The organism is Allobosea sp. CCNWLY174, assembly GCF_037120455.1.
Taxonomy (GTDB): Bacteria; Pseudomonadota; Alphaproteobacteria; order Rhizobiales; family Beijerinckiaceae; genus Allobosea; species Allobosea lupini.
Map to the genome: position 1 here is coordinate 120,364 of NZ_JBBBBQ010000003.1, position 26,320 is coordinate 146,683.

The 26,320-nt window shown below is 67.7% G+C and carries 25 protein-coding genes; 11 read left to right on the forward strand and 14 right to left on the reverse strand.

Annotation, left to right across the window (positions count from 1 at the left end; genetic code table 11):
- Positions 1-61 precede the first annotated feature (61 nt).
- Positions 62-805, forward strand: coding sequence for an aspartate/glutamate racemase family protein (locus V7S63_RS11545; protein ID WP_336530315.1), 744 nt, complete (start codon positions 62-64; stop codon positions 803-805).
- On the opposite strand, the gene V7S63_RS11550 is transcribed toward V7S63_RS11545, so the two are convergent.
- Genes V7S63_RS11550 through V7S63_RS11560 form a run of 3 tightly spaced genes read right to left on the reverse strand, consistent with a single transcriptional unit; the run spans position 802 to position 3,290 of the window.
- Complete coding sequence (locus tag V7S63_RS11550) at positions 802-1,527, reverse strand: polyamine aminopropyltransferase (RefSeq protein WP_336530316.1); 726 nt, start codon at positions 1,525-1,527, stop codon at positions 802-804. The two genes, V7S63_RS11545 and V7S63_RS11550, sit on opposite strands and share 4 nt — an antisense overlap.
- Before the next feature lie 6 nt (positions 1,528-1,533).
- Positions 1,534-2,769, reverse strand: coding sequence for a metal-dependent hydrolase family protein (locus V7S63_RS11555; protein WP_336530317.1), 1,236 nt, complete (start codon positions 2,767-2,769; stop codon positions 1,534-1,536).
- Positions 2,770-2,810: 41 nt separating this feature from the next.
- The gene (locus V7S63_RS11560) at positions 2,811-3,290 is read right to left on the reverse strand and encodes a DUF2938 domain-containing protein (protein WP_336530318.1); all 480 of its coding nucleotides are present in this window, start codon (positions 3,288-3,290) and stop codon (positions 2,811-2,813) included.
- 183 nt (positions 3,291-3,473) lie between these two features.
- On the opposite strand from V7S63_RS11560, the gene V7S63_RS11565 reads away from it, so the two are divergent.
- Positions 3,474-4,583, forward strand: a complete 1,110-nt coding sequence (locus V7S63_RS11565) for an ROK family protein (RefSeq protein ID WP_100962652.1) — start codon at positions 3,474-3,476, stop codon at positions 4,581-4,583.
- Positions 4,584-4,735: 152 nt separating this feature from the next.
- Here the strand turns inward: V7S63_RS11565 and V7S63_RS11570 are convergent, their stop codons facing one another.
- The 7 genes from V7S63_RS11570 to V7S63_RS11600 all read right to left on the reverse strand — a co-directional run bounded on the left by V7S63_RS11570 (position 4,736) and on the right by V7S63_RS11600 (position 10,855).
- Positions 4,736-5,671 carry an alpha/beta hydrolase gene (locus V7S63_RS11570; protein WP_336530319.1) on the reverse strand — a complete coding sequence of 312 codons (936 nt, stop codon included), beginning with the start codon at positions 5,669-5,671 and terminating at the stop codon, positions 4,736-4,738.
- 211 nt (positions 5,672-5,882) lie between these two features.
- Positions 5,883-6,614, reverse strand: coding sequence for a sulfur oxidation c-type cytochrome SoxA (gene soxA / locus V7S63_RS11575; RefSeq protein ID WP_336530320.1), 732 nt, complete (start codon positions 6,612-6,614; stop codon positions 5,883-5,885).
- A gap of 166 nt (positions 6,615-6,780) precedes the next feature.
- The gene (gene soxZ, locus V7S63_RS11580) at positions 6,781-7,107 is read right to left on the reverse strand and encodes a thiosulfate oxidation carrier complex protein SoxZ (protein WP_336530321.1); all 327 of its coding nucleotides are present in this window, start codon (positions 7,105-7,107) and stop codon (positions 6,781-6,783) included.
- Positions 7,108-7,111: 4 nt separating this feature from the next.
- The gene (locus V7S63_RS11585) at positions 7,112-7,606 is read right to left on the reverse strand and encodes a thiosulfate oxidation carrier protein SoxY (RefSeq protein ID WP_336530322.1); all 495 of its coding nucleotides are present in this window, start codon (positions 7,604-7,606) and stop codon (positions 7,112-7,114) included.
- Positions 7,569-7,883 (reverse strand): sulfur oxidation c-type cytochrome SoxX, encoded by a 315-nt coding sequence (gene soxX / locus V7S63_RS11590; RefSeq protein WP_336530323.1) that lies wholly within the window; start codon positions 7,881-7,883, stop codon positions 7,569-7,571. The genes V7S63_RS11585 and soxX overlap by 38 nt, the downstream gene beginning before the upstream one ends.
- 236 nt (positions 7,884-8,119) lie before the next feature.
- Positions 8,120-10,309 (reverse strand): xanthine dehydrogenase family protein molybdopterin-binding subunit, encoded by a 2,190-nt coding sequence (locus V7S63_RS11595; RefSeq protein WP_336530324.1) that lies wholly within the window; start codon positions 10,307-10,309, stop codon positions 8,120-8,122.
- 78 nt (positions 10,310-10,387) lie between these two features.
- Entirely contained in the window at positions 10,388-10,855 is a 468-nt protein-coding gene (locus tag V7S63_RS11600) for a (2Fe-2S)-binding protein (protein WP_336530325.1), read from the reverse strand.
- A 434-nt stretch (positions 10,856-11,289) separates the two neighbouring features.
- Here V7S63_RS11600 and V7S63_RS11605 point away from each other — a divergent pair, with 434 nt between their 5' ends.
- Positions 11,290-13,881 (forward strand): DUF3772 domain-containing protein, encoded by a 2,592-nt coding sequence (locus V7S63_RS11605; protein ID WP_336530326.1) that lies wholly within the window; start codon positions 11,290-11,292, stop codon positions 13,879-13,881.
- A gap of 49 nt (positions 13,882-13,930) precedes the next feature.
- Complete coding sequence (locus tag V7S63_RS11610; protein ID WP_336530327.1) at positions 13,931-14,413, forward strand: CAP domain-containing protein; 483 nt, start codon at positions 13,931-13,933, stop codon at positions 14,411-14,413.
- A 19-nt stretch (positions 14,414-14,432) separates the two neighbouring features.
- On the opposite strand, the gene V7S63_RS11615 is transcribed toward V7S63_RS11610, so the two are convergent.
- Positions 14,433-15,320 carry a M15 family metallopeptidase gene (locus V7S63_RS11615; protein WP_336530328.1) on the reverse strand — a complete coding sequence of 296 codons (888 nt, stop codon included), beginning with the start codon at positions 15,318-15,320 and terminating at the stop codon, positions 14,433-14,435.
- 179 nt (positions 15,321-15,499) lie between these two features.
- On the opposite strand from V7S63_RS11615, the gene V7S63_RS11620 reads away from it, so the two are divergent.
- The 6 genes from V7S63_RS11620 (at position 15,500) to V7S63_RS11645 (ending at position 21,274) form a co-directional block, all read left to right on the forward strand.
- The gene (locus V7S63_RS11620; RefSeq protein ID WP_336530329.1) at positions 15,500-17,320 is read left to right on the forward strand and encodes a glucan ABC transporter ATP-binding protein/ permease; all 1,821 of its coding nucleotides are present in this window, start codon (positions 15,500-15,502) and stop codon (positions 17,318-17,320) included.
- An 80-nt stretch (positions 17,321-17,400) separates the two neighbouring features.
- Entirely contained in the window at positions 17,401-18,375 is a 975-nt protein-coding gene (locus tag V7S63_RS11625) for a TRAP transporter substrate-binding protein (RefSeq protein WP_100962658.1), read from the forward strand.
- A gap of 141 nt (positions 18,376-18,516) precedes the next feature.
- On the forward strand, positions 18,517-18,846 hold the full coding sequence (locus V7S63_RS11630; RefSeq protein WP_091837980.1) for a DUF1330 domain-containing protein: 330 nt from the start codon (positions 18,517-18,519) through the stop codon (positions 18,844-18,846).
- 128 nt (positions 18,847-18,974) lie between these two features.
- Positions 18,975-20,147 (forward strand): calcium:cation antiporter, encoded by a 1,173-nt coding sequence (locus tag V7S63_RS11635; protein WP_091837977.1) that lies wholly within the window; start codon positions 18,975-18,977, stop codon positions 20,145-20,147.
- A gap of 89 nt (positions 20,148-20,236) precedes the next feature.
- Positions 20,237-20,710 carry a nuclear transport factor 2 family protein gene (locus V7S63_RS11640; RefSeq protein WP_336530330.1) on the forward strand — a complete coding sequence of 158 codons (474 nt, stop codon included), beginning with the start codon at positions 20,237-20,239 and terminating at the stop codon, positions 20,708-20,710.
- Positions 20,711-20,716: 6 nt separating this feature from the next.
- Positions 20,717-21,274 carry a TetR/AcrR family transcriptional regulator gene (locus V7S63_RS11645; RefSeq protein WP_336530331.1) on the forward strand — a complete coding sequence of 186 codons (558 nt, stop codon included), beginning with the start codon at positions 20,717-20,719 and terminating at the stop codon, positions 21,272-21,274.
- A gap of 15 nt (positions 21,275-21,289) precedes the next feature.
- Here V7S63_RS11645 and V7S63_RS11650 read toward each other — a convergent pair whose 3' ends face one another.
- From V7S63_RS11650 to V7S63_RS11660, 3 genes are read right to left on the reverse strand one after another with little or no spacing between them, the layout of a single operon-like run.
- Complete coding sequence (locus tag V7S63_RS11650) at positions 21,290-22,603, reverse strand: HlyC/CorC family transporter (RefSeq protein ID WP_336530332.1); 1,314 nt, start codon at positions 22,601-22,603, stop codon at positions 21,290-21,292.
- 11 nt (positions 22,604-22,614) lie between these two features.
- A complete protein-coding gene (aroB, locus tag V7S63_RS11655; RefSeq protein ID WP_336530333.1) occupies positions 22,615-23,760 on the reverse strand; it encodes a 3-dehydroquinate synthase in 1,146 nt (381 codons plus the stop codon).
- On the reverse strand, positions 23,757-24,347 hold the full coding sequence (locus V7S63_RS11660) for a shikimate kinase (RefSeq protein ID WP_100962663.1): 591 nt from the start codon (positions 24,345-24,347) through the stop codon (positions 23,757-23,759). Before V7S63_RS11660 ends, aroB begins: the two co-directional genes overlap by 4 nt.
- Positions 24,348-24,469: 122 nt before the next feature.
- On the opposite strand from V7S63_RS11660, the gene V7S63_RS11665 reads away from it, so the two are divergent.
- Positions 24,470-26,302 (forward strand): aminodeoxychorismate synthase component I, encoded by a 1,833-nt coding sequence (locus V7S63_RS11665; RefSeq protein ID WP_336530334.1) that lies wholly within the window; start codon positions 24,470-24,472, stop codon positions 26,300-26,302.
- Positions 26,303-26,320: the final 18 nt, after the last annotated feature.

Genomic DNA, 26,320 nt, shown 5'->3' on the forward strand with positions numbered 1-26,320 from the left:
CGTGGCACGGCTCTTGATTGAAGCTCCCAAGGCCGGCCAACTCTTGCCCGTTGAGATCATCTTGCGCATCCTCGTCCTCAATCCGAACACCAGCGCCGAGATGACCGAGCTGGTCCTGAGCGTGCTGGCGCCGATGACGCCAGCCGACGTCGAACTCGTGCCGGCGACCGGCCGCTTCGGGGCGCGCTACATCTCCAGCCGCAGCGCCGGCGCCATTGCCGGGCATGCGGCGCTCGACGCCTTCGCCGAGCGGGGCGCCGGGTGCGACGCCGTCTATCTCGCCTGCTTTGGCGATCCCGGGCTGATGGCGCTGAAGGAGATCGCGGGCGTGCCGGTGGTCGGCATGGCCGAAGCGGCTTGCCGGCAGGCGGCGGCGCAGGGCGGGAGCTTCTCGATCGTCACCGGTGGCGAGCGCTGGGGGCCGATCCTGACCGAGTTCACCGCCGCGCTCGGGCTGGATGGCCGGCTCGCCGCCATCGAGACGGTGGCGCCGACCGGTGGCGACATCGCGGCCGATCGGGACGGCTCGATCGCGCTGCTGGCCGAAGCCTGCCGGCGCACGGTCGCGCGCGACGGGGCACAGGCGGTGATCCTGGGCGGCGCCGGCCTCGCCGGGCTCGCGGCCCGGGTCCAGCCTCATGTCGGCGTGCCGGTGATCTGTTCGGTCCAGGCGGGCTTCGCCGCGGTGCTCGACGCGGCGCGCAATCCACCGTCCAAACCGGTTCAAGGCGACCTGGCGCTGCCGGCGCCTGTGCCGAGCATTGGGCTTTCCGCCGGCCTGTCGCGACTGCTGGGCGAGCGCTAGCGCCGCCTGTTTCCAGAGCCGCGAGTGGGCTGCGCGGCAGTCGCGTTTCCCTTGGGGGCAGCGAGCCAGATCATGTGCTTGGCGCCGCCAGCTCCGGCACGGGCACGCACCGTCTTCTCTTCGACGGCGAAGCCGGCCTGGCGCAGGCGCTGGGTGAAGTTGCGGTCCGGCCCCGCCGACCAGACGGCGAGTACGCCGTGAGACCGTAGTGCCGCCTTCGCAGCGCCGAGGCCGGCATGGTCGTAGAGCCGGTCATTGGCCTCGACCATCAGCCCGTCAGGCCCGTTGTCGACATCGAGCAGGATGGCGTCATAACGGCCGCTTTCCTCGCGAATGACGGTTGCGACATCGGCTTCCCGCAGGATGACGCGGGGATCGTCGAGGCAGCCGGCGAAGATCGGAGCGAGCGGGCCGCGAGCCCAGGCGATCACCGCCGGGATCAATTCGGCGACGATGATCTCGGCATCTTTCGGCAGCGCGGCGAGCGCCGCCCGCAGCGTGAAGCCCATGCCGAGCCCGCCGATCAGCAGGCGCAGGCCTGGGCGCGGCCCGATTCTGTCGATGGCGAGGCTCGCCAGCGCCTCCTCGGAGCCCTTGAGGCGCGAGTTCATCAGCTCGTTATGGCCGAGCGTGATCGAGAACTCGTCCTCGCCGCGGCGCATGAGCTTGAGCGTACCGCCGCCGGGGATCGGCGCGGCGTCGAGCTGCGTCCAGGGCTTCATGCGCCGTCAGTCCAGCCGGGCGCGCTTGATGAAGGTGCCGGCCTTCATGATGACGGGCATGTGCCGGCCTTGGCGGGTCAGCAGCGAAAGATCCTGCAGCGGGTCGCCGTCGACAACGATCAGGTCGGCATAGGCGCCCGGCGCCACCGTGCCGATCTTGCCCTCGAGCTTCAGCAGCCTGGCGGCGACATGGGTGGCGGCGCCGATCACCTCATGCGCCGGCAGGGCGCGGCCGCGGATGACGAACTCCTCCGACTGATGGCGATGCATCTCGCCGAGCAGGTCGCTGCCATAGGCCATGGCGAGCCCCGCCTGTTTCATGATTGCCAGCGATTCCATGCCGGCTGCCCGGACGAACTCGACCTTGGCGACGGAATCGGGCGGGAAGCCGAGCTTGCCGCCCTCGCTGGCGAGCTTGTCATAGGTGACGAGGGTGGGCACCGCGACGGCGCCGTTCCTGGCGGCGAGCTTGGCGGTTTCGGCCTTGATCAGGTTGCAATGCTCCAGCGAATGGACGCCCGCCTCGACGCAGCGGCGGATCGCCTCGTCGGTGTAGACGTGGGCGGAGACATAGGTTCCGGCCATGCGGGCCTCTTCGACGACCGCTTCAAGTTCGCCGACCGAGAAGCCGAGGAAATGGATCGGGTCGGTCGGCGAGGCGCAGCCGCCATTGGCCATGATCTTGATGAAGTCGGCGCCGCCCTTGAGTTCCTCGCGCGCAGCGCGGCGAACCTCGGCCTCGCCGTCGCAGATGCGGCCGAGCGCGCCGAGGCGATGGCGCGTCGTCGGCGCGAGCCGGTCGTCATAGCGGCCGCGGAAATCGGCATGGCCGCCGGTCTGGCTCAGCGCCTTGCCGGAGATGACGAGGCGCGGCGTCGGGAAATCGTGTTCTTCAGTCGCCTGCTTCAGGCCGAAATCGGCGCCGCCAACATCGCGCACCGTGGTGAAACCGCGCAGCAGCATCTCGCGCATGATCACCAGCGAGCGCACCGTGACGAGCGAGTCGGGCAAGGCGGCGTTGCGGCCAAGATCGGCCACGCCAGCGATGACGTGGACATGGGCGTCGATCAGCCCGGGCATCAGCGTGCGGCCTTTGAGATCGATCACCCTGGCCTTGTCGGAGCGCACGCTCTTGCCGACCTCGCGGATCAACCCGCCCTCGACTAGGACGGAGACCGGCGCGGCGCGCTCGGGCGCGGTGCCGTCGACGATGCGGGCATTGTGGAACAGGGTCGCGGCCATGGGTTTTCCGTCCTTGCCTTTGAAAGTTCGTGAGGCGCAGTTCAGCGCGCCAGCAGCGCGGCGAGCCAGAGGCCCAGCCCGAAAACGACATGGTTGATCAGTCCGATCAGCCGGACCTGGTTGGCGTTCGGCCGTTTGCTGGCGGCGAGGCCGAAGCCCATGCCCGGCTGCAGGATGAACCAGCCGCAGCCGACGGTGACGACGCCGACGATCAGGGCCGGCAGCAGCGTCGGATTGCGGGCCCAGTCGAGCCCCCAGATCAGCAGGACGATCGCGGCGAAGAGCGCACCGATCAGGTAGTGCATGATCCAGCCGATCGCGAGCTCGCTTGCGACCGGCGGCGTGTCGGCGATGGTGTCGTGCATGAAGCGGCCACGCGGCAGATAGGCGAACCAGCGCCCGACCATCGCCCAGTTCGCCAGCGGAATGCCGAAGACGCGGTTGAGGAGCAGCGCCCAGAGGTCGAGCAAGGCAGTCGCGCCGATGCCGATCGCGAGCGAGCGGCCGATCACTTCGAGCATCTACAATCCCCCAGGCCGCGAAGCGCGCCGCCGGCTATGGAGGCGAAAGGACGCAGTGGGGTCAATCGCCAGTAGGTTGAATGTCCCGCCCGCAGCGCAGACGGGGCATGCGGCCGTGCGGCGCAGGAACCGCCAGGGGGGCGTGCTCGTTCTCATCGCATGCTTTCAATGCGGGGGGACGTGATGGCCGTGACGGCAGCAAGCAAGGCGAACGCGACCGGACCGCATGGGGCACAGGAGCTGCCCTCGGTCATCGTCACCAGCTACAATCTCGAAATCCGCGACGGTGACGGCTTCCTCGGCGACAAGGCGAGCCGGGGCGCCTTCATGGATCATCTCGCCGAGTTGCGGAGCCATCTTGCCGAGACCAGCGAGGATCCGCTGGCGAAGGTCGGCAAGACCGTCAGCAAATCGGAGCTCGACAAGCTGCTGACGGAGGGCGAAGCCCGCGAGGCGGCGCTGGTGCTCTCGGCCGTCGAGCGCTTCGCTCAGTCGCTCGCTTTCGTCATCCGTCGCTTCCTGCGCCAGAAGGCCTGGAGCCCGGTCGAGCGCATCGTCGTCGGCGGCGGCTTCCGCCAAAGCCGGATCGGCGAACTCGCCATCGCGCGAGCAGGGATCATCCTGCAGACAGAAGGCTTTTCGATCGAGCTCGTGCCGGTGCGCCATCACTCTGACGAAGCCGGGCTGGTCGGCAGCGCCCATCTCGCGCCGAAATGGATCTTCGAGGCCTATGACAGCCTGGTCGCGGTCGATATCGGCGGCTCGAACATTCGTGCGGGGATCGTCGAATTGCGCCAGGACAAGGCCTCCGATCTCAGCAAGGCGCGAGTCTGGGAAACCGAGCTCTGGCGCCACGCCGATGAGGAGACGAACCGCGAGCAGGCGGTGAAGCGGCTCGGCAAGATGCTGCGCGAGCAGATCGAACACGCAGCCAAAGAAGGCCTGCGCGTCGCGCCCTTCATCGGCGTCGGCTGTCCCGGCCTGATCGAGCCGGACGGCGCGATCGATCGCGGCGCCCAGAACCTGCCCGGAAACTGGTCGAGCAGCCGCTTCAATCTGGTCGAGAGCATCCGCGAGATGGCGCCGGAGATCGGCGAGCACGATACCGTCGTCACCATGCACAACGATGCCGTCGTCCAGGGCCTGAGCGAACTGCCCTTCATGCAGGATGTCGAGCACTGGGCGGTGCTGACCATCGGCACCGGGCTCGGCAATGCCAGCTTCCACAATCGGGCGAAGCCGAAGGGCCGGGACAAGGAGAAGCCGAAGGACGGCAAGAGCAAGAAGGATTGATCGTACCCCCTGCAGTCGTGGTCATCCGGACAAGCGGCGCAGCCGCGCTGATCCGGGATCCATTCCGGAGCGTGAATCGCAAAGGTTCCGGCATGGTGGTCCCGGGTCTCCCTGCGGTCGCCCGGCACGACGGCGCGGGTGTGATGCCTCGCCTAGTCCCGCTTCGCCGGTAGCGCCCAGAGCAGCCCGCGCGTCACGATCGCCGGGAAGACGGTGAGATGGTCCTCGCCTGGGATGATCTCGCTCGCGAGCTTGAGGCCCGGATAATTGCGCGAACGCAGCGCCTGCTCGAACTCCCTGAGATCGGCGATCATGTCGGTCTTGCCGTTGTAGCGCGGATCGCCGGACGCTTTGTCGATCGTCTCGTAGGAGGCGATCGACATGAAGACGTTCGCCTTCAATTCCTTGTTGGCTTCGGCATAGCTCCGTTCGCGCTGGAACAGCACCTTCTGGTCGAACCAGAGCGAGGGGCTGCCGATGATGTAGTGCGAGAACAGTTTCGGCTCGGTCAGCAGCACGTAGAGGCCGAACAGGCCGCCATAGGAATGGCCGGCATAGATGCTGCGGGTGGTGTCGGTGCGGTACGTCGCAGCGACGAAGGGCATCACCTCCTCCGAGAGGAAGCGGCGATAGCCCTCCGCTTCGCCGAAGACTGGCGGCTTGCCCGACGGATCGCGTGTCTTCTCGCCGTTCGGCGTCGGGGTGTAGTCGCGCCGGCGGCTGTATTCGGGCGTGTCGCCGACCGAATAGGACAGGCCGACCAGGATGAACTCCTCCAGCCCCCTGGCCCGGTTGCCGACCCGGCGGGCGATCGAGCGGACCAGCGGGAAGGCATAGTCGGCATCGGTGACGAACAGCACCGGGAAGCGCCGGCGCGGCTGGCTCTGATAGGATTCCGGCAGGCTGACGAAGATCTCGTAGTCGCGCTGCAGCGCCTTGGCCCGGATCGTCCTGACCTCGGTGCCCTTGAGCACGAAAGGCGGTGGCGTGGTCACAGCAGCAGCCGAAGCCGGCGGTTCGGCGTCGGGCTCGGCGAAGGCGGCTGTGGCGATCAGGAACGCAGCGACGAAGGCAGGCAGGCGAAGCATCCACGACGTCTCCGACAGGACTGTGCCGGGATCGTGACGGCTCGCGTAGCCGTCGCCAATAGCATGTCGCCGATATCCACGAGTCGTCCCGGGCGCAGCGAAGCGAAGATCCGGGACCAATTCCGGAACCTCATTCGGAAAGGCTCAGGCATGGGTCCCGGATCGGCGCCGCTGACGCGGCTTGTCCGGGACGACTCGAACTGGAGAGACGTCAGCGTCTCAGGCCGGGTGCCTCCAGCGCGAGCCCCTTGGCGCGCACGGCGAGATAGAGTTCGAGCGCGAGGTATTCGTCCGAGCCGTAATCGAACTGCGTCGCCCTGACGCCGAGCGAACAGGCACGCAGGCGCCGGTGCAGCGACCCCAGTCCGTTCCATTCGAGCCGGTAGGCCGGATAGCCGGTGCCGATGCCGTAGCTGATCGTGTCGCCGCGCAGCTTCTGGCCGACCAGACCGTCATGACATTGCGTGCAGGCGAGATTGAGCTGGCCCTGCCGGCGCTCGTAGAAGGCCTTGCCGGCCTCATAATAGGGTTTGGCCGCGCCCTCGGCCGAGACCGCGAGCGGCACGCCCTTCGAAAGCGAGGCGACATAGGCGGTGAGGCCGAGCAGTTCCTGGCTCTCATAGCCGAAGGCGGGCTGCTTCTGACGGTCGACCCGGCACTGCTCGATGCGACCCTCGAGATTGATCAATTTGCCGCTGGCGGCATCGACTTGCGGGTAGCGGGCGGCGGCCCCGCGCAGGCTCTGTTTGGGATCGGTGTGGCAGGAGAGGCAGGTCGGCGCTGCACCCTCGCGGCGGCTGAACAGCTCCTCGCCCTGCTCGACCCAGAGCCAGCCGGGATTGCGGGCTTCATCCTCCTGCTGGCGCTGCATCGAGGCTGAGAGGAAGGCGCTGCCCGGCTTGATCTCCTCCGCGGTCGCGGCGGTCAGCAACAAGCTGATCAATGCGGTGGCCAGCCAAAAGGCCTTCCCGGAACCACAGCCCTCATCCTGAGGAGCGATCGCAGATCGCGTCTCGAAGGATGGTCCAGTGCGCTCTGGAGCATCCTTCGAGACGCCGCTGGCGCGGCTCCTCAGGATGAGGGCTGTGGGGATCATTGCGGGAATGTGGTCATGTCACGACGATACGGGCGGTGCGGGTGAAGGTCGCCCCGCCATCCTCGCGCCATTCGAAGGTGAGGTCGCCGGTCTCGACGGCGCGGGTGGTGAAGCTGACGAAGGGATTGGCGGAGACGCCGGTGTGCATGTCGTAGCGAAACACCGGCTCGCCGGCATAGGTCACGGTCAGGCGGTTCAGGATCTTGCGCGGGACGACGCGGCCTTCGGCGTCGACCTGGCCGCCGCGATCCATCGGATGGCGGACGAGGACGCGGATCTCGACGATCTCGCCGGCCCTGGCCTCGGCCGGCATGGTGATGCGGGCGTTGAACGATGCCATCGGTTCAGCCTCCGTCGATGCAGGCGCTGAGCGTCACCACGATATCGGCATCGGCCATGACATAGCCGCCGCCGCTCAGCGAGGCGATCGCCACGACCTTCTGCGAAGTCGCGAGGCGCAAGGTGGCGCGGATGTCGACCCGGCCGCTGCGAGGGGTGAGATTGAAGCGGGCAACGTCGGGAAACGGGTTCTTCTCGGCGATGACATGGATCCAGCGAACATGGTCGGCCTGTGTCATCGGGCTCTCGACCTGGATCGCGACATCGACCGAATTGCCGTTCTCGACCAGTTGCGGAATGTCGAAGGTGATCCTGCCGCGCTCGGGCACCGCGCCTTCTGTGACGCGCGCGATCAGCTCGGCGAGGGCGGGAGGCGCGGCCGCCTGGGTGGAAGCGGGCACGGCGGCGACGGCGAGTCCGGCGACGCCGGCCGCCATTACCTCGCGGCGCGAGAGCGCCGGTTCAGGGCGTACGCAGGCTGGCGAGATAGGTGACGACATCCTCGATCTCCTGGGCAGTCAGCGCCGGCCGATCGCGAAAGGCCGGCGCAACGTCTCGCAATCCTTGGTTACGAAAATAGGGCGGCATCACCGTCCGCGGGTTGAGTAGGCTGGCATCGACGAGGCGCAGGCGGAGCTGGCCCATGTCGAGCCGGCTCGCGACCCCGGAGAGATCGGGGCCGATCGTGCCCTGGAAGGGCTCGTTCGGCTCCGGCAGCTGGTGACAGATCAGGCAATTGCCCTGCGTGCGATCGAGCACGAGCGCCCGCCCGCGCATGGGATCGCCGACCTTGCCGCCGAGCGGCGCGGGGATCGCGTCGCCGACGACGGTGTAGGCTTCGAGTGCAGTGGCTGGACTGGCTAAGAGCAGACCGGCGAAAACAATCGCTAGTCGTCCCGGGCGACCGAAGGGAGACCCGGGACCTATTCCGGAACCTTTCCGATTGGCGTTCCGGAATGGATCCCGGCTCTTCGCTTTGCTTCGGCCGGGATGACCTTGCCCTTTCACCAATCTCACGCCTTGCGCAGATCCGTGTTCTTCAGCGGCAGGTTGCGCACGCGCTTGCCGGTGGCGGCGAAGATCGCGTTCAGCACGGCGGGGGCCGCGACCGCGATGGTCGGCTCGCCGACGCCGCCCCAGAAGCCGCCGGAGGGCACGATGATCGTCTCGACCGCCGGCATGTCCTCCATGCGGACCACCGGATAGGTGTCGAAATTCTCCTCGACCATGCGCCCGTCCTTGACCGTGCACTCGCCGAAGAGCGCGGCCGAAAGCCCATAGACGAAGGAGCCCTCGACTTGGCGCTCGATCTGCGCGGGGTTGACGGCGTGGCCGGGGTCGGTCGCGGCGGTGATCTTGTGGATCTTGAGCTTGCCGTCGGCGTCGACCGAGACCTCGGCGACCGCCGCGACATAGGAGCCGAAACCCATGGTCTGGCAGATGCCGCGATAGACGCCTTCCGGAGCCTTCGTCCCCCAGCCGGCCTTCTCGGCGACGGCATTGAGCACGGCAAGGTGCTTGGGGTGGTTCTTCATCAGCGCTCGGCGGAACTCGAGCGGGTCCTTGCCGGCGGCATGGGCGAGCTCGTCCATGAAGCATTCGAGATAGATCGTGTTCTGGTTGAGGTTGACGCCGCGCCAGAAGCCCGGCGGCACATGCGGGTTGCGCATGGCGTGGTCGATCAGCAGATTCGGCACACCGTAGCCGATCGAAGCCTCCGGTCCGGGCGGGTTGAGGCCCTGGAAGACGGCGGGATCGCGCCCATTCTGGATGTTTTGCGGGAAGATCCCGGCGACAATCGACTGGCCGGAGATGCGCAGGTGCAGGCCGGTCAGATTGCCGTCCTTGTCGAGCGCGCCGGTGAGCTTGCACTGCGTCACCGGATGGAAGCGCCCGTGCAGCATGTCCTCCTCGCGCGACCAGATCAGCTTCACCGGCGTGCCGGGGATCTGCTTGGCGATGGCGACGACCTGGCGGACCCAGTCGTGGACGGCGCCGCGCCGGCCGAAGCCGCCGCCGAGATCGATCTTGTAGGCCTCGCATTTCGCCAGCGGCAGGCCGGAGGCCTCGGATGCTGCGGCGAGCGCCGCCTCGCCGTTCTGCGTGGGCGTCCAGACCTCGCAGCGCTCGGGCGTGTAGAGCGCGGTCGCGTTCATCACCTCCATGCAGGCATGGTTCTGGAACGGGTAGGAATAGACCTGCTCGACGACGCGGGCGGCATTGGCGATGGCGGCCTTGACGTCGCCGTTCTGGTTGCCGACCGCGGCTTGCGGCGCGTCGAGCCCTTCCTTCAGCCAGGCGGCGATGCTCTCGCTGGAGACCTTGGCGTGCTCGCCCTCGTCCCAGACGATGGGCAGCGCATCGAGCGCGGTCTTGGCGCGCCACCAGGTGTCGGCGACGACGGCCACGGCGCTGTCGCCGACGGGGAGGACATGTTTGACGCCCGGCATGTCCTTGATCTTGGCGGCGTCGAAGCTCTTCACCTTGCCGCCGAAGACGGGGCAGTCCTTGATCGCGGCGTTGAGCATCCCCGGCAGCTTGAAGTCCATGCCGTAGACCTTCTTGCCGGTGGTCTTGTCGGCGGTGTCGAGGCGCTTCAGCGGCTTGCCGGCGATGGTCCAGTCCTTCGGGTCCTTGAGCGGGACATCCGTCGGCGCCTTGAGTTTGGCGGCTTCGGCTGCGACCTCGCCATAGCGGATCGAGCGGCCGGAGCCCTTGTGGGTGATCACGCTCTTGGCGGCGCTGCATTCGGCGGCCGGCACCTTCCAGCCATCGGCTGCCGCCTGGACCAGCATCATCCGCGCGGCGGCGCCGCCCTTGCGGACGTACTCATGCGACTCGCGCACGCCGCGGCTGCCGCCGGTCGAGAAATTGCCCCAGACCCGGTTGCGGGCGAGGTTCTGGCCGGGCGTCGGGTATTCGGTCGTCACCTTGCCCCAGTCGCAATCGAGCTCCTCGGCGACGAGCTGGGCGAGGCCGGTCAGCGTACCCTGGCCCATTTCCGAACGGGCGATGCGGATCACCACCTTGTCGTCGGGATGGACCACCACCCAGGCGTTGATCTCCGGCACCGCGCCTTGCGCCTGCGCCTCCTCGGAGACGGGAATGGCAAAGCCGAAGCTGAAGGCGCCCGCCGCTGCGGCAGAACCTTTCAGGATGCTGCGGCGGGAGAGCTTGGTGTCGGTCACAGAGGCTAGACTCATGGCGTCCTCCTATTGCGGATGGCGCTGCGGCGAGGCTGTGGCGCTCGAGCCGTGCGCAGAAAAATGGGTGAGGTCGGATCAGCCGCGATTCATCTGGCCGCCGGCGGCGACGTCCTTGATGGCGGCCTTGACGCGGTTATACGTGCCGCAGCGGCAGATATTGGTGATCTCGGAGGCGATGTCGGCATCGCTCGGCTTGGGGTTTGACTGGAGCAGGGCAGCCGCGGCCATGATCATGCCGCTCTGGCAGAAGCCGCATTGCGGCACGTCATGCTCGATCCAGGCCTTCTGGATCGGATGGTTGCCGTCCGGCGAGAGGCCCTCGATGGTGACGATCTTCTGCTCGGCGGTGAGGGCGCTCACCGGCATGGTGCAGGAGCGGGTGGCGACGCCGTCGATATGCACGGTGCAGGCGCCGCATTGGGCGACGCCGCAGCCATACTTCGTTCCGGTCAGGCCGATCTGCTCGCGGATCACCCAGAGCAGCGGCGTGTCGTCCTCGACCGTCACGTCAATCGTCTTGCCATTGATGCTCAGCTTAGCCACCGCAAACCTCCCGGTTTCGATCCCAAGGTCGGCGAGAGAGCCAGCGCGCCTCGCCGTTCAGTCAGGCCAGCCCGTCAGAGGCCGGATGTTCCTTGGAAGAATTCAAACCCAGAAGCGCGGCAGCCGCCAGAGGTTGCGTGCTCACCTGCGATCACGGTCGCGTTGAAACGCTTTTGCTTGCGCACATGGCGATCCAGGCGGCTTTCTTCGGCGCTGCCATGATGCTGTCCGGTTTTCTGTCGCAGACACGCGGCGTCAGCTATGCCTGTCTCGACGTTCTCTCACAGGAATGTGATGCCCTCACACGATCTTTGCCCGGTGGAGCCGTGAAGCCCCGATTCCGGCTGCATCGCCGTTTCGTCGGAGATGCTTGCTTTCGTCACGCGGCAACGGCGAGGCTGCGCGACCATGCGAATCAGCCCGGCAGCACCGCAATGTCGATGATATCCGGCCTCGGACGACGAGCTTTGCACCGCTCCGGCGGCGCCTTGCTGCTCGCGCTGATGCTGCTCGTCGCGCCGCTGGTGGTGCTGGCGCAGACCGCCGACAATACGACCAGCCCGCGCGCCCGCCTGGACTCGATCCGCGGCGAGCTCAGCCAGATCGAGGGCTCGCTCGCCAATCCGAATGTCTCGGACAATGAGCTTCAGCGCCAGCGTCTGCGCCTGCAGCCCTTGCTCGACCAGCTGCGCATCCTCACCGACGAGCAGGCGCCGCGCACCGAGCAGGCCAAGCTCAGGCTCGAGCAACTCGGGGCCAAGCCCGACGCCAATGCGCCGCCGGAGACGCCTGATGTGGCGCGCGAGCGCGAGACGCGCACCAAGACTTTCGCCGAGGCGGACGAGACCCTGAAGATCGGGCGCGCGACGCTGCTCCAGGCCGAGCAGCTGCAGAGCTCGATCGGCGATCTCAGGCGCGACCGCTTCGCCAAGGCGCTTTTCGCGCCGGGTCCCTCGATCCTCAACCCGGAGGTCTGGTCGACGACGCTCACGGCTCTGCCGTCCGATCTGCGGGCCTCGCAGTTCATCTTCGGTGACTGGCTCTCTGTCTTCACGACGGCGCTGTTCAGCGCCCGCGGATTCCTGGTCGCGCTCTCCTTCCTCGGTGCGATCGCGCTCTATGTGGCGCGGGCCCGCTATATGCCGCGGCTGACGGCGCGGCTGGCGGCGAAGGTCGATTCGACCGACCGTCACATCCTCTACGGGGCACTCATCCGCATCATCGCGCGGACGGCGCCGCCGGCGCTGGCGTCCTGGCTGATCTATGCCGGCCTGAACACCGCCGGCCTGCTGCCGCCGCGAATCCAGCCGGTGATCCTCGCGGCGGTCTTCGGGCTCGCCCTGTTCGCCTTCGTCCAGGCGCTGGTCGATGCGCTGTTCGCCCCCGGTGAGCCGCAGCGGCGCCTTGCCAGCGTGATGGAATCGACCGCCAAGACGGTGGCGTGGCTTGCCGGCTCGCTCGCCATCGTCATGGCGATCGGCAAGGTCCTTGAGGCCTGGCTGCAGGCGATCGCCGCCGGCCTTACCCTGTCGATCATCGTGCGCGGCGTCGTCGCCACGGTTTTCGCGCTCGTCCTGATCGCCGGGCTCTATCGCCTGCGCGACAACCAGGAGATCGAGCAGGAGGCGTGCCTTGGCCCCTATGTGCCGGTCGACGGCGCCAGCCTCGGCCCGGTGCGCATCCTCGGCTGGGTGGTCGGCATCGCCATCATCTTGTCGCTGCTGCTCGGCTATGTCGTGCTGGGGACCTTCCTGACCGAGCAGGTGATCTGGCTCGGCATCCTCGCGGCCGTCTTCGTGCTGCTGACGCAATTGATCGACCTCGGCATCGTCAGCCAGCTGACCGGCGACGGGCGGTTCGCGCTGACCCTGCGGGCCGGTATCGGCCTTCGTGCCGCGACGCTGCAGAAGATCGCGGTGGTGCTCGCCGGCGCGCTCAAGATCGTGCTCATCGTGGTCACGATCATGCTGGTGCTGGCGCCCTGGGGCCTGGAATCGACGGATCTGACGACCTCGCTGCGGGCCGCCTTCTTCGGTTTCCAGGTCGGCGGGGTCACGGTCTCCTTGTCCTCGATCGTCGTGGCGATCCTGCTTTTCGCACTCGGGCTGGCGGCGACGCGATCGCTGCAGAATTGGCTCGACGGCAAGTTCCTGCCGACCACGGCGCTCGACACCGGTCTGCGCAACTCGATCACCACCGCGGCCGGTTATGTCGGCTACGCGGGCGCGGCCGCGATCGGCTTCTCCTCGCTGGGCCTCAGCCTGGAACGATTGACCCTCGTCGCCTCGGCGCTCTCGGTCGGCATCGGTTTCGGCCTGCAGTCGGTGGTGTCGAACTTCGTCTCGGGCCTGATCCTGCTCTGGGAGCGGCCGATCCGGGTCGGCGACCAGGTGCTGGTCGGCGACGCCGAGGGCATCGTCAAGCGCATCAATGTCCGCTCGACCGAGATCGAGACCTTCGACCGCTCCTCGGTGATCGTGCCGAACTCGAACCTGGTCTCGGGCGTGGTGCGCAACCGCGTCCGCTCCGACCGGACGGGCCGGGTGCTGATCTCGATCAGCGTGCCGCGCCGGCTCAATCCGACCGAGGTCAGGGCCATGCTGCTCGAGGCCGCCGAAGCGCATGGCGATGTGCTGAAGAAGCCGGCCCCGAACGTGCTGTTCAAGAAGCTCGGCACGGGGACGATGGATTTCGACCTGATCTGCGTGGTCGGCGATGTCGACATCGTCGGGCGCGTCACCAGCGACCTCAACTACGTCATCCACCGGCGCCTGAGCGAACTCGAGACCCCGGTCGCGACCGAACTCACCGTCAAGGGGCTGGAGGGTGTCGAGCACTCGCTGGGCGAGATCGCCGCGGCGGTGTCGAAGGAGATCGGCCGCCGCGCCAAGCCGGCAGGCGGACGCGTCACCGTCAAGCGCTCCGGTCCGGAGCCTGAGGCCGAGGCGGAGCCGGAGGAAACCCCGCCGCCGCCCGCCAAACCAGAACCGGCCGCGAATGGCGGCAAGGACGAGACCAAGGACTGATGCGATGCGCCTTACCTCCGCTCCCACCGCGCGCCAGCGGCTGCGGTCGATGAGCTGTCCCGCCGCGCTTGCGGCAGCCTTGTCGCTGCTGAACCTCGCCGGCTGCACCGAGCCGGTCCGGACCCAGCCCGCCTTCTATCGCGATCTCGGCTCGCCCTCGGCCAGGGTCGATGCCGAGGCGGCCCGCGCGACCATCTCGGCCTATCGGCTCAATGCCGGCCTCGGAACCCTCAAGCTCGATCCGGAGCTGATGCAAGCGGCCGAGCAGGAGGCCGCTGCCATGGCCGCCGCAGACAAGCCGGCGCAGGCCGAGGCGGTAAAGGCGCGGCTGGCGCGGGCGGGGCAGCCGGGCGCCGAGGCCAATCTCTCGGCCGGCTATCGTCGCCTCGCCGAGGCCTTCTCCGGCTGGCGCGACTCGCCGCAGCACGACCGGGTGATGAAGGCGCCGAGCGCGACGCGCATGGGCATCGCCTCGGCCTATGCGCCGGGGTCGAAATACCAGGTCTACTGGGCGCTGGTGGTCGCGCCCTGAGCAGGCTTGGCTGACGCGGTTATTCGATCGGGAAGTCGAAGGGCGTCTTCGGGAACGGCTCTTTCGCCAGCGTGAAGTGCCACCATTCCTTGCGGTAGCCGCGGAAGCCCTCGGCTGCCATCGCAGCGGCGAGGGTTTCGCGATTGCGGCGCGCCTCGCTCGCGACGCCGGAATGGCGGAGCGCGCTTTTTTCCGAGAAGCAGTCGAAGCTCGTGCCGAGATCGAGGCTGGTTTCGCGCGGACGCGTTGCAAGTGGGCCGTCGCAGGGGCCGGCATCCACGGGTGTCGGCAGAGCGGCTTCGCCGGCGCGGACGAGGCCGGCATCGACGGTGGAGCCGCGCGAATGGCTGGAATTGCCGGCGATGTAGCCCTTGGCGACGAGATCGCCCCTGGCAATGCCGGGGTGGAAGACGCGCCCGAGATCGGCGGCGTCCGGCCGCTTAACCCACTCGTTGAACGCGGCGACGGCTCGGGCGGGCCGGTAGCAGTCGAACAGCTTCAGGCCGTAGCCTTGCCGGGCCAGGCGTTTTTCGGCGCGGACCAGCGCGTTCGCCGCCTCGCGGGTCAGCACGCATTCGGCACGGCCATAGCCGGGCACGGCCGCGCCGGTGAAATTGAACGGCGTCGCATAGCGGATGTCCTGCGCGATCGACGGTGCGAGCTCGCGCAGCCGCACGAAGCCCGCAGGCAGCGGTTCGGCATCGACCGGCCGCGAGACAAGCATGAGCAAGGTGGCGGCCAGTGCCCACCTGCCCGGTGTCGGCCCTGGCATGCCGCGGCACGAGAGCTGGCGCCAGCCGGCGGCGGATCGGCCTCGGTCACGATGCCGACGCGGCAATGCCAACCGCTCGGTGAAGGTGACGAACCCGCCCTGATCGCCATGGCCACCGCGCTTCTTTTTCGCCATCGCCCTGCCTCCGCTCGGATCGCTTCGCCCATCTCGGCGTGAGGGTGGTTGGGCAGACAGGCGAGCGGCATCTCGCGCCCCAGCAACACGCTTTGCGGAAACCATGAGGAGCTGCGGTTGCGGGAGCCTTAAGGTTTGAGGGCTTGCTCATGCCGCAGCCTCGGCTAAAGCTTTCGGCAATGTCTCTCCTTGCGATCTATGCCCGCGTCCTCAGCGAGCTCGGCCCGGAACGGCGCCTGGGGCTCCTTCTCGCCATCGCCAACGTCGCGCTGGCAGGCGCCGCCTTCGCCGAGCCTATGCTGTTCGGCGCGCTGATCGACAAATTGACCAGCCTGCAGACCGCCGGCACTCGCCCGGGCTGGGGCGACATCAACGTATTGCTGGCCGCCTGGGTCGGCTTCGGCCTGTTCAATATCGCTGCGGGCGTGTTCGTCGCGCTGTTCGCCGATCGGCTGGCGCATCGCCGCCGGCTCGCGGTGATGGCGAATTATTTCGAGCATGCGCTGACCTTGCCGCTCGCCTATCACACGCAGACCCATTCCGGCCGCGTGCTCAAGGTGATGCTGGAGGGCACCAGCGGCATGTGGGCGCTCTGGCTCTCCTTCTTCCGCGAGCATTGCGCCAGCTTCGTCGCGCTCTTCATCCTGCTGCCGTTCACGCTCTGGAAGAACTGGCAGCTCGGCCTGGTGCTGATCTTCCTCGTCGTGCTGTTCGGGACGCTCACCGCCTTCGTGCTGCGCAAGACCGACAAGCTGCAGAGCAATGTCGAGGCCTATCATTCGAGCCTCGCCGAGCGGGCGTCGGACGCGCTCGGCAATGTGCCGGTGATCCAGAGCTTCACCCGGATCGAGGCCGAGGTGCGCGGGCTGCGCAACACCATCACCAGTCTGCTCGAAGCGCAGATCCCGGTGCTGACCTGGTGGGCGGTCGCGACCGTCGCGACCCGCGCCTCGGCGACGCTGACCGTGCTTTCGATCTTCGTCGTCGGCACCTGGCTCCTGATGCAGGGGCTGACCACGGTCGGCGAGATCGTCACCTTCATGGGCTTCGCCACCATGCTGGTCGGCCGGCTCGAGCAGATCGTCGCCTTCGTGAACTTCATCTTCATGCAGGCGCCGAAGATGCGCGAGTTCTTCGAGGTGCTCGACACGCTCCCGGCTGTGCGCGACCAGCCCGGCTCCCCCGATGCCGGTCGGCTTGAGGGCCGGATCACCTTCGACGACGTCTCCTTCTCCTATGACGGCAAGCGCGCCGCCGTCGCCGACGTCTCCTTCGAGGTGAAGGCCGGCGAGACCATCGCCATCGTCGGCTCGACGGGCTCGGGCAAGTCGACCACGCTCGGCCTGCTGCACCGCGCTTTCGATCCGCAATCGGGCCGCATCCTCGCCGACGGCCGCGACATCCGCGAGATCTCGCTGCTCTCGCTCCGGCGCAATATCGGCGTCGTCTTCCAGGAGCCGATGCTGTTCGCGCGCTCGATCCGCGAGAACCTGACCGTCGGCAAGCCGGACGCGACCGACGCCGAGATGATGGAAGCGCTCGACCGGGCGCAGGCGACCGAAGTCATGGCGCGCCAGACCGACGGGCTCGACACCATCGTCGGCGAGCGCGGCCGCACGCTCTCGGGCGGCGAGCGCCAGCGCCTGTCGATCGCCCGCGCCCTGCTGAAGAACCCGCCGATCCTGATCCTGGACGAGGCGACCTCGGCCCTCGATGCAGCGACCGAGGTCAAGCTGCAGAAGGCGCTCGACGAGGTGATGAAGGGCCGCACCACCTTCGTCATAGCGCACCGCCTCGCCACCATCCGAAATGCCGACCGCATCCTGGTGTTCGAGCAGGGCCGGGTGATCGAGATGGGCTCCTTCGAGGAGCTCGTCGCCAAGGGCGGGCGCTTCGCCGCTTTGGCCCGGGCCCAGTATCTGGTCACCGACAAGCCTGCGCCTGCGCTTTCGGAGGGCGAGGCCAGCCCATTGGCACAGAAGCTGCCAGGCGGCGTGTGACAACGGTGCGCCGGCTTTTGCTCCGATCTGCCTGTCCGGGAGCAAATCCAGCCGGCGCCGATCCACACGGAGACCTGTCCATGCGCCGCCTCCTGTCTGCCCTCGCGCTGGTCCTCGGCTTTTCGCCAGCCGCCTTCGCCCAGACGGTCTGGGAGATGCCAACCGAATACCCAGCGAGCGCCATTCCGGGCGAGGGCGTTGCGACCTTTGCAAAGCTGGTGAACGAGCGCTCCGGTGGGCGGCTGACGATCACCCCGAGCTTCGATGCGGCGAAGGGAATCAAGTCGGCCGGCATGGTCGCAGCGGTGCAGGAGGGAAAGGTCGCGGCCGGCGACGCCTTCGCCGGAGCGCTGGGTGCGGTGCATCCGCTGTTTGGCCTGTCGTCGCTGCCGTTCCTGGCGACCTCGATCGAGGATGCCAGGCGCCTCGCCGATCTTGCCCGGCCGGCCTATGCCAAGGTCTTCGCCGGCTATGGCCAGCGCATCCTCTACACCACGCCGTGGCCGGCCTCGGGCATCTGGTCGAAGGAGCCGGTGACCTCGGCCAGTGACCTCGCCGGCCTGTCGATCCGCACCTATGACGCGACCTCGACCACGGTGATGGGCAACGCCGGCGCCAAGGCGGTGAACCTGTCCTTCGCCGACGCCATGCCGAAGGTGAAGGACGGTTCGGTCACGGCGGTGCTGTCGTCGGGGGATGGCGGGGCCGGGCGCAATCTCTGGCAGTTCCTGCCGCATTTCAGCGAGGTGAACTATGCGCTGCCGATCTCGCTGGCGACGGTGAATCTCGCCGCCTACGATGCCCTGCCGGCGGATCTCAGGCAGGTCGTCGACGAAGCCGCAGCCGAGACCGAGCGGCGGCAATGGAGCGCGATCAGGACGCGGCTCGACGAGAACTATGCCCGCATGCGCGCCAATGGCGTCACCATCCATGCGCAGCTGCCGGCCGATCTGACCCAGCGGCTCGAGACTGCCGGCAAGGCCGCGGTCGAGGACTGGCGCGGCAAGGCCGGAGCGGAAGGCGCCGCGATCCTCGACGCCTTCGCCAAGCACTGAGGCGCTCGCGCTGCTGCGTGGCTCATCTGCCGAGGCGGCGCGGTTTCGATTACCTGAGGTGTAATCGACCCGCGGTTCCTTGGCGGGCATGGTCTCTCGCGACACCGGCCGCACCGGCCGTTTTCGACCGAGGAGAGCACCATGACCGCTTATGCCATCGCCCATCTGCGCGACGTCGACGTCAACGCCGAGATCGTCGATTACATCAAACGCATCGACGAGACCCTCGTGCCGTTCGGGGGCCGCTTCCTGATTCATGGCGTGACGCCGGAGGTCATGGAACGACCGTGGGAAGGCGATCTCGTCGTCATCGCGTTCCCGGACATCGACGCGGCACGCAACTGGTATGCCTCGCCGGCCTATCAGGCGATCCTGCCGCTCAGGACGCGCAATTCCCGGAGCGCCGCGATCATCGTCGACGGCGTGTCGGACGGGTATCGGGCGACCGACTTCCTGGCGAAGCTGGGCTGATCCTCACCTGAGCCCGCGCCTCCGAGAAAAACGGTCAACAATCACGTGTCACGGCCCTGCCGTTGTGAGATCATTTTCGGCGTATACGTGCCTGTCTTCTTTTCCCAACGACGGACCCATTGCCTGACATGATGATCGCCCGCCTCGCCTGCGCCTGGGCCTCTGTCGCAGCCTTCCAGATCTTCGGCGACACGCTGCTCGCACAGCTAGGAGCGCCCTTGCCGTCATTGCTGATCTTCGCCTGGCTGCTCGGTGTCATCGTCTGGGCGGCCTTCGGCGTGGTGCACGAGGCCGAGGAGATCGCGCATCGGCTCGGCGAGCCCTATGGCACGCTGATCCTGACGCTCTCGATCGTCATCATCGAGGTGGCGCTGATCTCGGCGGTGATGCTGGGCGCCAAGGGCGCGCCGACGCTCGGGCGCGACACCATGTTTGCGGTGCTGATGATCGTGCTCAACGGCGTCGTCGGCATCGGCTTGCTGCTGGGCGGCCTCCGCCACTTCTCGCAGGGCTACAACCTCAAGGGCGCCTCGGCCTATCTCGCGGTGATCATTCCGCTGACGCTGATCCCGCTTGTCCTGCCGAATTTCACCACCTCGACCGCGGACGGAACGCTGACCACCTTCCAGTCGATCGCGTTCTCGCTCTTCACCCTGCTGCTCTACGGCGCTTTCCTGGTCCTGCAGACCGGCAGGCACAGCGTCTTCTTCAAGGAGCCGGCCGGCGAATCGAACATGCCCTACGGGGCTGCCTACATCCGGGGCAGAATCCAATCGGAAGCCGGGCCGGCATCGCAGCCTGTACCCGACCCTGGTCCGGCCGAGGAGCCGCCGCATCCGCCCTCGGAAGGCTCGACGCGGTCGCATGTCATCCTGCTGCTCGCCAACATCCTGCCGATCGTGATCCTGGCGAAAAGCCTCGCCGTCGTGCTCGACTTCGGCATCGCGCGTCTCGGCGCGCCGGTGGCGCTGGGCGGTATCCTGATCGCCATGGTGGTGTTCACGCCCGAATGCATCGCGGCGCTGCGCGCGATCACCACCAACCAGCTGCAACGGGCGATCAATCTCTGCCTCGGCGCCGCCGCCTCGACGCTCGGGCTGACCGTCCCGGCTGTGTTGGTCATCGGGCTCATCACCGGACAGGAGGTCGTGCTCGGCCTCTCCGGCACCAACATGGTCATCCTGTCGATGACTCTGCTGCTCTCGACGCTGACGTTCACCGGGACGCGCACCACTATGCTGGAAGGGGCCGTGCATCTCTCGGTGTTCTTCGTCTTCCTGGTGCTGGTGTTCAGTCCATGAGCAGGAGGCTCGGCAGCTGGTATTGACGAGGCAGGATCCATTCTGTACCGATCGGTTCAGTCTTTACCGATTGGTACAGGAGATCAACCGTGAGCGAAGCAAGGCCGCCTTTTCCGCCGTTCAGCGAGGATACCGCGATCCTCAAGGTCAGAGCCGCCGAGGACGGCTGGAACGGGCGCAATCCCGCACGGGTCGCGCTGGCCTATACCGAGGATTCGCGTTGGCGGAACCGGGCCGAAATCTTCCAGGGCCGGGCTAAGATCGAAGCCTTCCTCACCCGCAAATGGCAGCGCGAGCTCGATTATCGGTTGATCAAGGAACTGTGGGCCTTCACCGGCAACCGCATCGCCGTGCGCTTCGCCTATGAATGGCGCGACGATTCCGGGCAGTGGTACCGTTCCTACGGCAACGAGAACTGGGAGTTCGCGCAGAACGGCCTGATGGCCCGCCGCCATGCCAGCATCAACGATCTGCCGATCGCGGAAGCGGCGCGGAAATTCCATTGGGACGCCTCCGGACCGCGCCCGGCCGATCATCCCGGCCTGACCGATCTCGGCCTATAAGAGCTGATGGCAAGACAAATCAGCGAGCGGGCCGACCTGCTGCCGGTGCTCGGCGAGATCTTTCGCGACTACGGTTTCGAGGCGGCGAGCCTGTCGGTGATCGGCGAACGCACGGGGCTCGGCAAGGGCAGCCTCTATCACTTCTTCCCGGGGGGGAAGGAGGAGATGGCCAAGGCCGTGCTCGACGAGATCGACAGCTGGTTCGAGAACGAGGTGTTCCGGCCTCTCCGGGAGGATGGCGACGCCGCAGCCGCGATCGAGGGGATGCTCGTCGCGGTCGACGGCTATTTCCGTTCGGGCCGGCGCATCTGCCTGGTCGGAGCGCTGGCCCTGGCCGATTCGCGCGAGCGCTTCGCGGCACAGATCGCCGGCTATTTCGCGGCCTGGCAGGATGCGCTCGCCGGTGCGCTCGCCCGCAGCGGTCAGGCCGATCCGGACGGGCTGGCGGAGGAAGTCCTGGCCCTGATCCAGGGAGGGCTCGTGCTGGCGCGGGCTCGCGACGAGGCCGTGATCTTTACCAGGCTGCTCGCAAGACTGCGCCTCAGGCTGCAGCCTGCAGGCTGAGCGCTCCGGCGGTCATCACGTGGCGGTCGCGGGCTCGTGCCCATGGGTGCCGTTGCCGGCGGGGGCCACCCTGAGCGCGGTCAGCCGGTTGCGGCTCTTGCGCATCACCTCGAAGCGGAAGCCGTGGAAGGTGAACGCCTGGCCGGCATCGGGGATGGCGCGGGCCTCGTGGATGACAAGGCCGGCGATGGTTGTCGCCTCGTCGTCGGGCAACTGCCAGTCCATCGCCCGGTTGAGATCGCGGATCGGCACGCCGCCATCGACGATAACGCCCCCGTCCGGCTGCTGGCGCAGGCCGGGAACGGCGACGTCGTGCTCGTCGCGGATGTCGCCGACGATCTCCTCGAGGATGTCCTCGAGTGTCACCAGCCCCATCACCTCCCCGTATTCGTCGACCGCGAGGGCAAAATGCGTCTTGCGGGCGAGGAAGGCCTTGAGCTGCTCGGGCAGCGGCGTATTCACCGGCACGAACCAGGTTTCGAGCGCGATGGTCGCGACATCGAGCTTGCAGGCGTCGCCGCCGGCGGCGTCGAGCGCGCGCAGCAGGTCCTTGGCGTGCAGGACACCGACGATGTTCTCCGGCTTTTCGCGCCAGAGCGGCATGCGGGTATAGGGCGAGGCCAGCACCTCGCGCACGATCGCCTCAGGCCCGAGATCGAGATTGATCGTGCGCATCTTGGTGCGGTGGATCATAACATCGGCGACTTCGAGCTGCTTCAGATCGAGCAGGCCGCTGACCATGTCGCCATCTGCCTTGGCGACCGTGCCTTCCTGGCGCATCAGTTCGATCTGGTCGCGCAGGATCTCGTCGATCGCCAGCACCGGGCGCTGCGAATCGATCCGCAGGCCGAACAGGCCGAGCGAGCGGCGCGCGAACCACTGCATCAGCCGGACCGGCGGACCGAGTACGGCAAGCAGGCGTGCCACCGGCCGCACCAGCTTGAGCGCCATCCGCTCGGGGTCGGCAACGGCCGCCATGCGCGGCGCGAGTTCGCCGACGACAACGACGATGAGCGCGACAGCAATCGCGAGGCAGGCCGCGCCGCTGACGCCGAAGGAGGCGAGCGCGGCATAGGCGGCAAAACTCGCCGTCGCGGTCTTCACCAGTGTCCGCGCCAGCAGGAAGACGCCGCTCAGGCGCTCGCGATCGCCGAGCACGCACAGGACGATCGCGGCGCGGCGGCTCCCGGCCTTTTCCTGCTGGACGAGCCTGGCGCGCGAGATCGCATGCAGCGCCGCATCGGCTGCGGCCAGGAAGCCTGTCAGGAATACGCCGAGCGCGACGATGGCGATGGCGAGCCAGGGATCGAGGTGCGGGATGGCGACCATGGAGGAAGCGCTCAGGTTCCCGCGAGTTCGCTCTCGATGAAGTCGTGCGCCGTCTCGGTGGCGACGCCGGGCGCGATGAAGCTCTTGCCGATGCCATGCGCCAGGATGAAGGTCAGTGCGCCGCGCTTGACCTTCTTGTCCTGGGTCATCGCCTCGACGATGTCAGACGCCGTGCCGGTTCCGCCGGGAACGTCCTGCAGCCTGGTCGGCAGGCCGACGGCAGCGAGATGGGCGGCGACGCGGCCGGCATCCTGGCCGGAACAGAGGCCGAGACGCTGCGAAAAGCGGAAGGCGAGGCAAAGCCCGATCGCGACGGCTTCGCCATGAACGAGGCGGCCGGAATCGTAGCGGGTCAGGCGCTCCAGCGCATGGGCGAATGTGTGGCCGAGGTTGAGGAGCGCACGGTCGCCATCCTCGCGCTCGTCGCGGGCGACGACAGCGGCCTTGGCCCGGCAGGCGGTCGCGACCGCATGGTCGCGCTCGGGGCCTCCCTCCATGACGCGGCGCCAGTTGACCTCGCACCAGTCGAAGAAGGCGGCATCGTCGATCAGCCCGTATTTCACCACCTCGGCATAGCCGGCCTTGAACTCGCGCTCGCTGAGGGTGTCGAGCAAGGCGGTGTCGCAGACCACCAGCGCCGGCTGGTGGAAGGCGCCTATCAGGTTCTTGCCATGGCTCGAATTGATGCCGGTCTTGCCGCCGACCGAGGAATCGACCTGGGCAAGCAGGCTGGTCGGGATCTGGACCAGGCGCACGCCGCGGCGCAGCACCGAGGCGGCAAAACCCGAGAGATCGCCGACGACGCCGCCGCCGAGCGCGATGACGAGGTCGTTGCGCTCGATCTTGGCGGCGAGCAGGCCGTCGCAGAGCTCGATGAAGCGGGCATAGGATTTGGAGGATTCGCCCGGCGGGATGGTCAGGCGCGTCGCGGTGACGCCGGCCTGCTGCAGGCAGGATTCGAGGGCGGGCGCGTGCAGGGTGGCGAGGTTCGTGTCGGTGACGATGGCGGCGCGGGCGCCGGGAAAGCGGCTGGCGATCACCTGGGCGGCCTCGCAGAGCTGGTGGCGGCCGATCAGGATGTCATAGGAGCGTTCGGCCAGCGCGACCGGCACGACGATGCGTTCCGCTGCAGGGGCAGCCTCAGCCAAAGCGTTCATTCCTTGCCTTCCTGGCGCAGCCGCCGGTCGAGCGCCGCGACAGCGTCCTCGATGACGACCTCATGGGGATCGTCGCGCGAGATCAGCGTGATGTCGGCGAGCGCATAGATCGGCTCGCGCTCGGCCAGCAGGCGCCGCACGGTCGCTTCGGGATCGGCGGTCTGCAGCAGCGGGCGGTTGCTGCGCTTGCGGACGCGGCGCATCAGCACGTCCGGCTCGGCCTTCAGCCAGATCGAGATGCCGAGCTCCGCGATGCGGGCCCGGGTGTCGGCGTTCATGAAGGCGCCGCCGCCGGTCGCCAGCACCAGCGGTGCGCGCGTCGTCAGGATGCGGGAGATGACGCGGCGCTCGCCATCGCGGAACTCGCTTTCGCCGCGCTGCGCGAAGATCTCTGGGATCGTCATGCCGGCGGCGGTCTCGATCTCGGTATCGGCATCGACGAAGGGCAAGCCGAGCCGGGCGCTGAGGCGCTTGCCGACCGAGCTCTTGCCCGAGCCCATCATGCCTACCAGCACTACCGCCCGCGCTCCGAGCGCGGCGCGCAGGGCGATGCGATCCACCTGTTCGATCGTTTCCGCCATCGTCATCAAATGAATTCCTTGCGCCCGCTCTAGCATGAGGATCGCGGTACCGCCATGTGCGATGCACGGGCGCTTGACCGCGGCCACGCAGTCGGGCTCGTAGCGCCGCGACGGGGGCGAAGGGCGTGATGCCGGTGGCTGGAGCAAATTGCGGGATCGCCGGTCTGCGGTCGCCTTTCGTGCTGCTGGAAGATCGCAGTGAGACAGGCAAGGCGCTGCTCTTCGCCGAGCCCGCCGAGATTGTCTCGGCCAGCGAGCCCTCCGGCATTGTCGCTGCATTCGGCCGCATCGAGGCCGGTCTGGCGCAGGGTCTGCACGCGGCCGGCTTCCTCTCCTACGAGCTCGGCTATGCCTTCGAGCCACGGCTGGCAGGGCTGTCGCCGAGCGAGCCTCGGCTGCCATTGCTCTGGTTCGGCCTGTTCGAAGAGCCCCGCCGCATCGAGCCGGCGGCGCTTGATCGAGATCTTGCGGCGCGCTGTCCGCCGCCGCTGGACAATCTGGCGTTCGATCTGGACGAAGCGGCGCATGCGGCGGCGGTGCAGCACGTGCTCGACTATCTCCACGCCGGCGACGCCTATCAGGTCAACCTGACCTTCCCGATCCGCTTCCGCTATCCCGGCGATCCGCTCGCGCTTTACGGTGCGCTCAGGGCGAGCCAGCCGGTCGGCCATGGCGGCCTGGTCGCGACAGGCGAGGCTAGCATCGCCTCGGTCTCGCCGGAGCTGTTCATCGAGACGGCAGACGGGCGCGCGGTCACCCGGCCGATGAAGGGGACCGCAGCGCGCGGCGTCGATGCGCAGGCGGATGAGGCGGCGAAGACAGCGCTCCGCGCCGATCCGAAGCAGCGGGCCGAGAACCTGATGATCGTCGATCTCCTGCGCAACGACCTCAGCCGGATCAGCGAGCAGGGCTCGGTCGAGGTTCCCGCGCTGTTCAGCGTCGAGACCTATCCGGGTTTTCATACGCTGACCTCGACGGTGACGAGCCGATTGCGGCCCGGCCTGTCGCTGCTTCAGCAGATGCAGGCGCTGTTTCCTTGCGGCTCGGTGACCGGAGCGCCGAAGCTGCGGGCGATGGAGATCATCCGCGAGCTCGAAGCCGCGCCGCGCGAGGTTTATACCGGTTCGCTCGGCATGATCGCGCCGAACGGCGATCTCAGCTTCAACGTCGCGATCCGGACCGCGACACTGCTGCCGGGGGGCGAGGGCGTCTACGGCGTCGGCGGCGGGATCGTCGTCGATTCCAGGCCGGCTGAGGAATATGCCGAATGCCGGCTGAAGGCGCGGGTGCTGACGGATCTCGCCGGGGATTACGGGTTGATCGAGACGCTGCGCTGGTCGGGTGGCTATGTCCGGCTGGCGTTGCATCTCGAGCGTCTGGCTGCGTCGTCCGCGGCGCTCGGCTTCCGGTTTGACCGGGAGCAGGCGCTGGGGCAACTCGTAGAGGCTGAGACATCGTTTCCTGCCGGGGAGGAACGCCGTGTGCGTTGCGAGTTGCGCCGCGACGGCACGCTTCAGATCACGACTGCGCCGATGCCGGTCGTGGCAGGCGGCCCGGTCCGGATCGCCATTGCGACGCAGCGGGTCGATGCCGGGGATCCCTTCCTGCGCCATAAGACGACGCGCCGGGCGATCTATGAGCGAGCTTTTACCGAGGCATCGGCACAAGGTTGCGACGATGCCCTGCTTCTGAACCGGCAGGGCTTCGTCACCGAGACCAGCCGCAGCACCATCTTCGTCGAGCACGACGGCGTGCTGCTCACGCCGCCGCTGGAGCACGGTCTGCTGCCGGGCGTGCTGCGCCGTGAACTCATGGAGAGCGGTGATGCCCGCGAAGCGCCGCTGCGGCTCGACGACCTCAGGCAGGCCGGGCGCTGGTTCGTCGGCAACAGCCTGCGCGGGTTGCAACCTGCAGAGATCGCCGGTTCCGCGCTTGCGTTCGATACCCCCGATCAGAAATAACGGGTTGGGGTGCATGGG

Excerpts from the sequence above, each read along its gene's own strand:
- V7S63_RS11625 (WP_100962658.1), top strand. The coding sequence starts at position 17,401 with ATGCGCCGCCTCCTGTCTGCCCTCGCGCTGGTCCTCGGCTTTTCGCCA.
- V7S63_RS11585 (WP_336530322.1), bottom strand. The coding sequence starts at position 7,606 with ATGTCGTCACCTATCTCGCCAGCCTGCGTACGCCCTGAACCGGCGCTC.
- V7S63_RS11635 (WP_091837977.1), top strand. The coding sequence starts at position 18,975 with ATGATGATCGCCCGCCTCGCCTGCGCCTGGGCCTCTGTCGCAGCCTTC.
- V7S63_RS11610 (WP_336530327.1), top strand. The coding sequence starts at position 13,931 with ATGAGCTGTCCCGCCGCGCTTGCGGCAGCCTTGTCGCTGCTGAACCTC.
- V7S63_RS11620 (WP_336530329.1), top strand. The coding sequence starts at position 15,500 with ATGTCTCTCCTTGCGATCTATGCCCGCGTCCTCAGCGAGCTCGGCCCG.
- V7S63_RS11560 (WP_336530318.1), bottom strand. The coding sequence starts at position 3,290 with ATGCTCGAAGTGATCGGCCGCTCGCTCGCGATCGGCATCGGCGCGACT.
- V7S63_RS11555 (WP_336530317.1), bottom strand. The coding sequence starts at position 2,769 with ATGGCCGCGACCCTGTTCCACAATGCCCGCATCGTCGACGGCACCGCG.
- V7S63_RS11595 (WP_336530324.1), bottom strand. The coding sequence starts at position 10,309 with ATGAGTCTAGCCTCTGTGACCGACACCAAGCTCTCCCGCCGCAGCATC.
- V7S63_RS11550 (WP_336530316.1), bottom strand. The coding sequence starts at position 1,527 with ATGAAGCCCTGGACGCAGCTCGACGCCGCGCCGATCCCCGGCGGCGGT.
- V7S63_RS11570 (WP_336530319.1), bottom strand. The coding sequence starts at position 5,671 with ATGCTTCGCCTGCCTGCCTTCGTCGCTGCGTTCCTGATCGCCACAGCC.
- soxX (WP_336530323.1), bottom strand. The coding sequence starts at position 7,883 with ATGCGCGGGCGGGCGCTCGTGCTCGATCGCACGCAGGGCAATTGCCTG.
- V7S63_RS11565 (WP_100962652.1), top strand. The coding sequence starts at position 3,474 with ATGGCCGTGACGGCAGCAAGCAAGGCGAACGCGACCGGACCGCATGGG.
- V7S63_RS11665 (WP_336530334.1), top strand. The coding sequence starts at position 24,470 with ATGCCGGTGGCTGGAGCAAATTGCGGGATCGCCGGTCTGCGGTCGCCT.
- V7S63_RS11605 (WP_336530326.1), top strand. The coding sequence starts at position 11,290 with ATGTCGATGATATCCGGCCTCGGACGACGAGCTTTGCACCGCTCCGGC.
- V7S63_RS11615 (WP_336530328.1), bottom strand. The coding sequence starts at position 15,320 with ATGGCGAAAAAGAAGCGCGGTGGCCATGGCGATCAGGGCGGGTTCGTC.
- aroB (WP_336530333.1), bottom strand. The coding sequence starts at position 23,760 with ATGAACGCTTTGGCTGAGGCTGCCCCTGCAGCGGAACGCATCGTCGTG.
- V7S63_RS11645 (WP_336530331.1), top strand. The coding sequence starts at position 20,717 with ATGGCAAGACAAATCAGCGAGCGGGCCGACCTGCTGCCGGTGCTCGGC.
- soxZ (WP_336530321.1), bottom strand. The coding sequence starts at position 7,107 with ATGGCATCGTTCAACGCCCGCATCACCATGCCGGCCGAGGCCAGGGCC.
- V7S63_RS11630 (WP_091837980.1), top strand. The coding sequence starts at position 18,517 with ATGACCGCTTATGCCATCGCCCATCTGCGCGACGTCGACGTCAACGCC.
- V7S63_RS11650 (WP_336530332.1), bottom strand. The coding sequence starts at position 22,603 with ATGGTCGCCATCCCGCACCTCGATCCCTGGCTCGCCATCGCCATCGTC.
- V7S63_RS11660 (WP_100962663.1), bottom strand. The coding sequence starts at position 24,347 with ATGACGATGGCGGAAACGATCGAACAGGTGGATCGCATCGCCCTGCGC.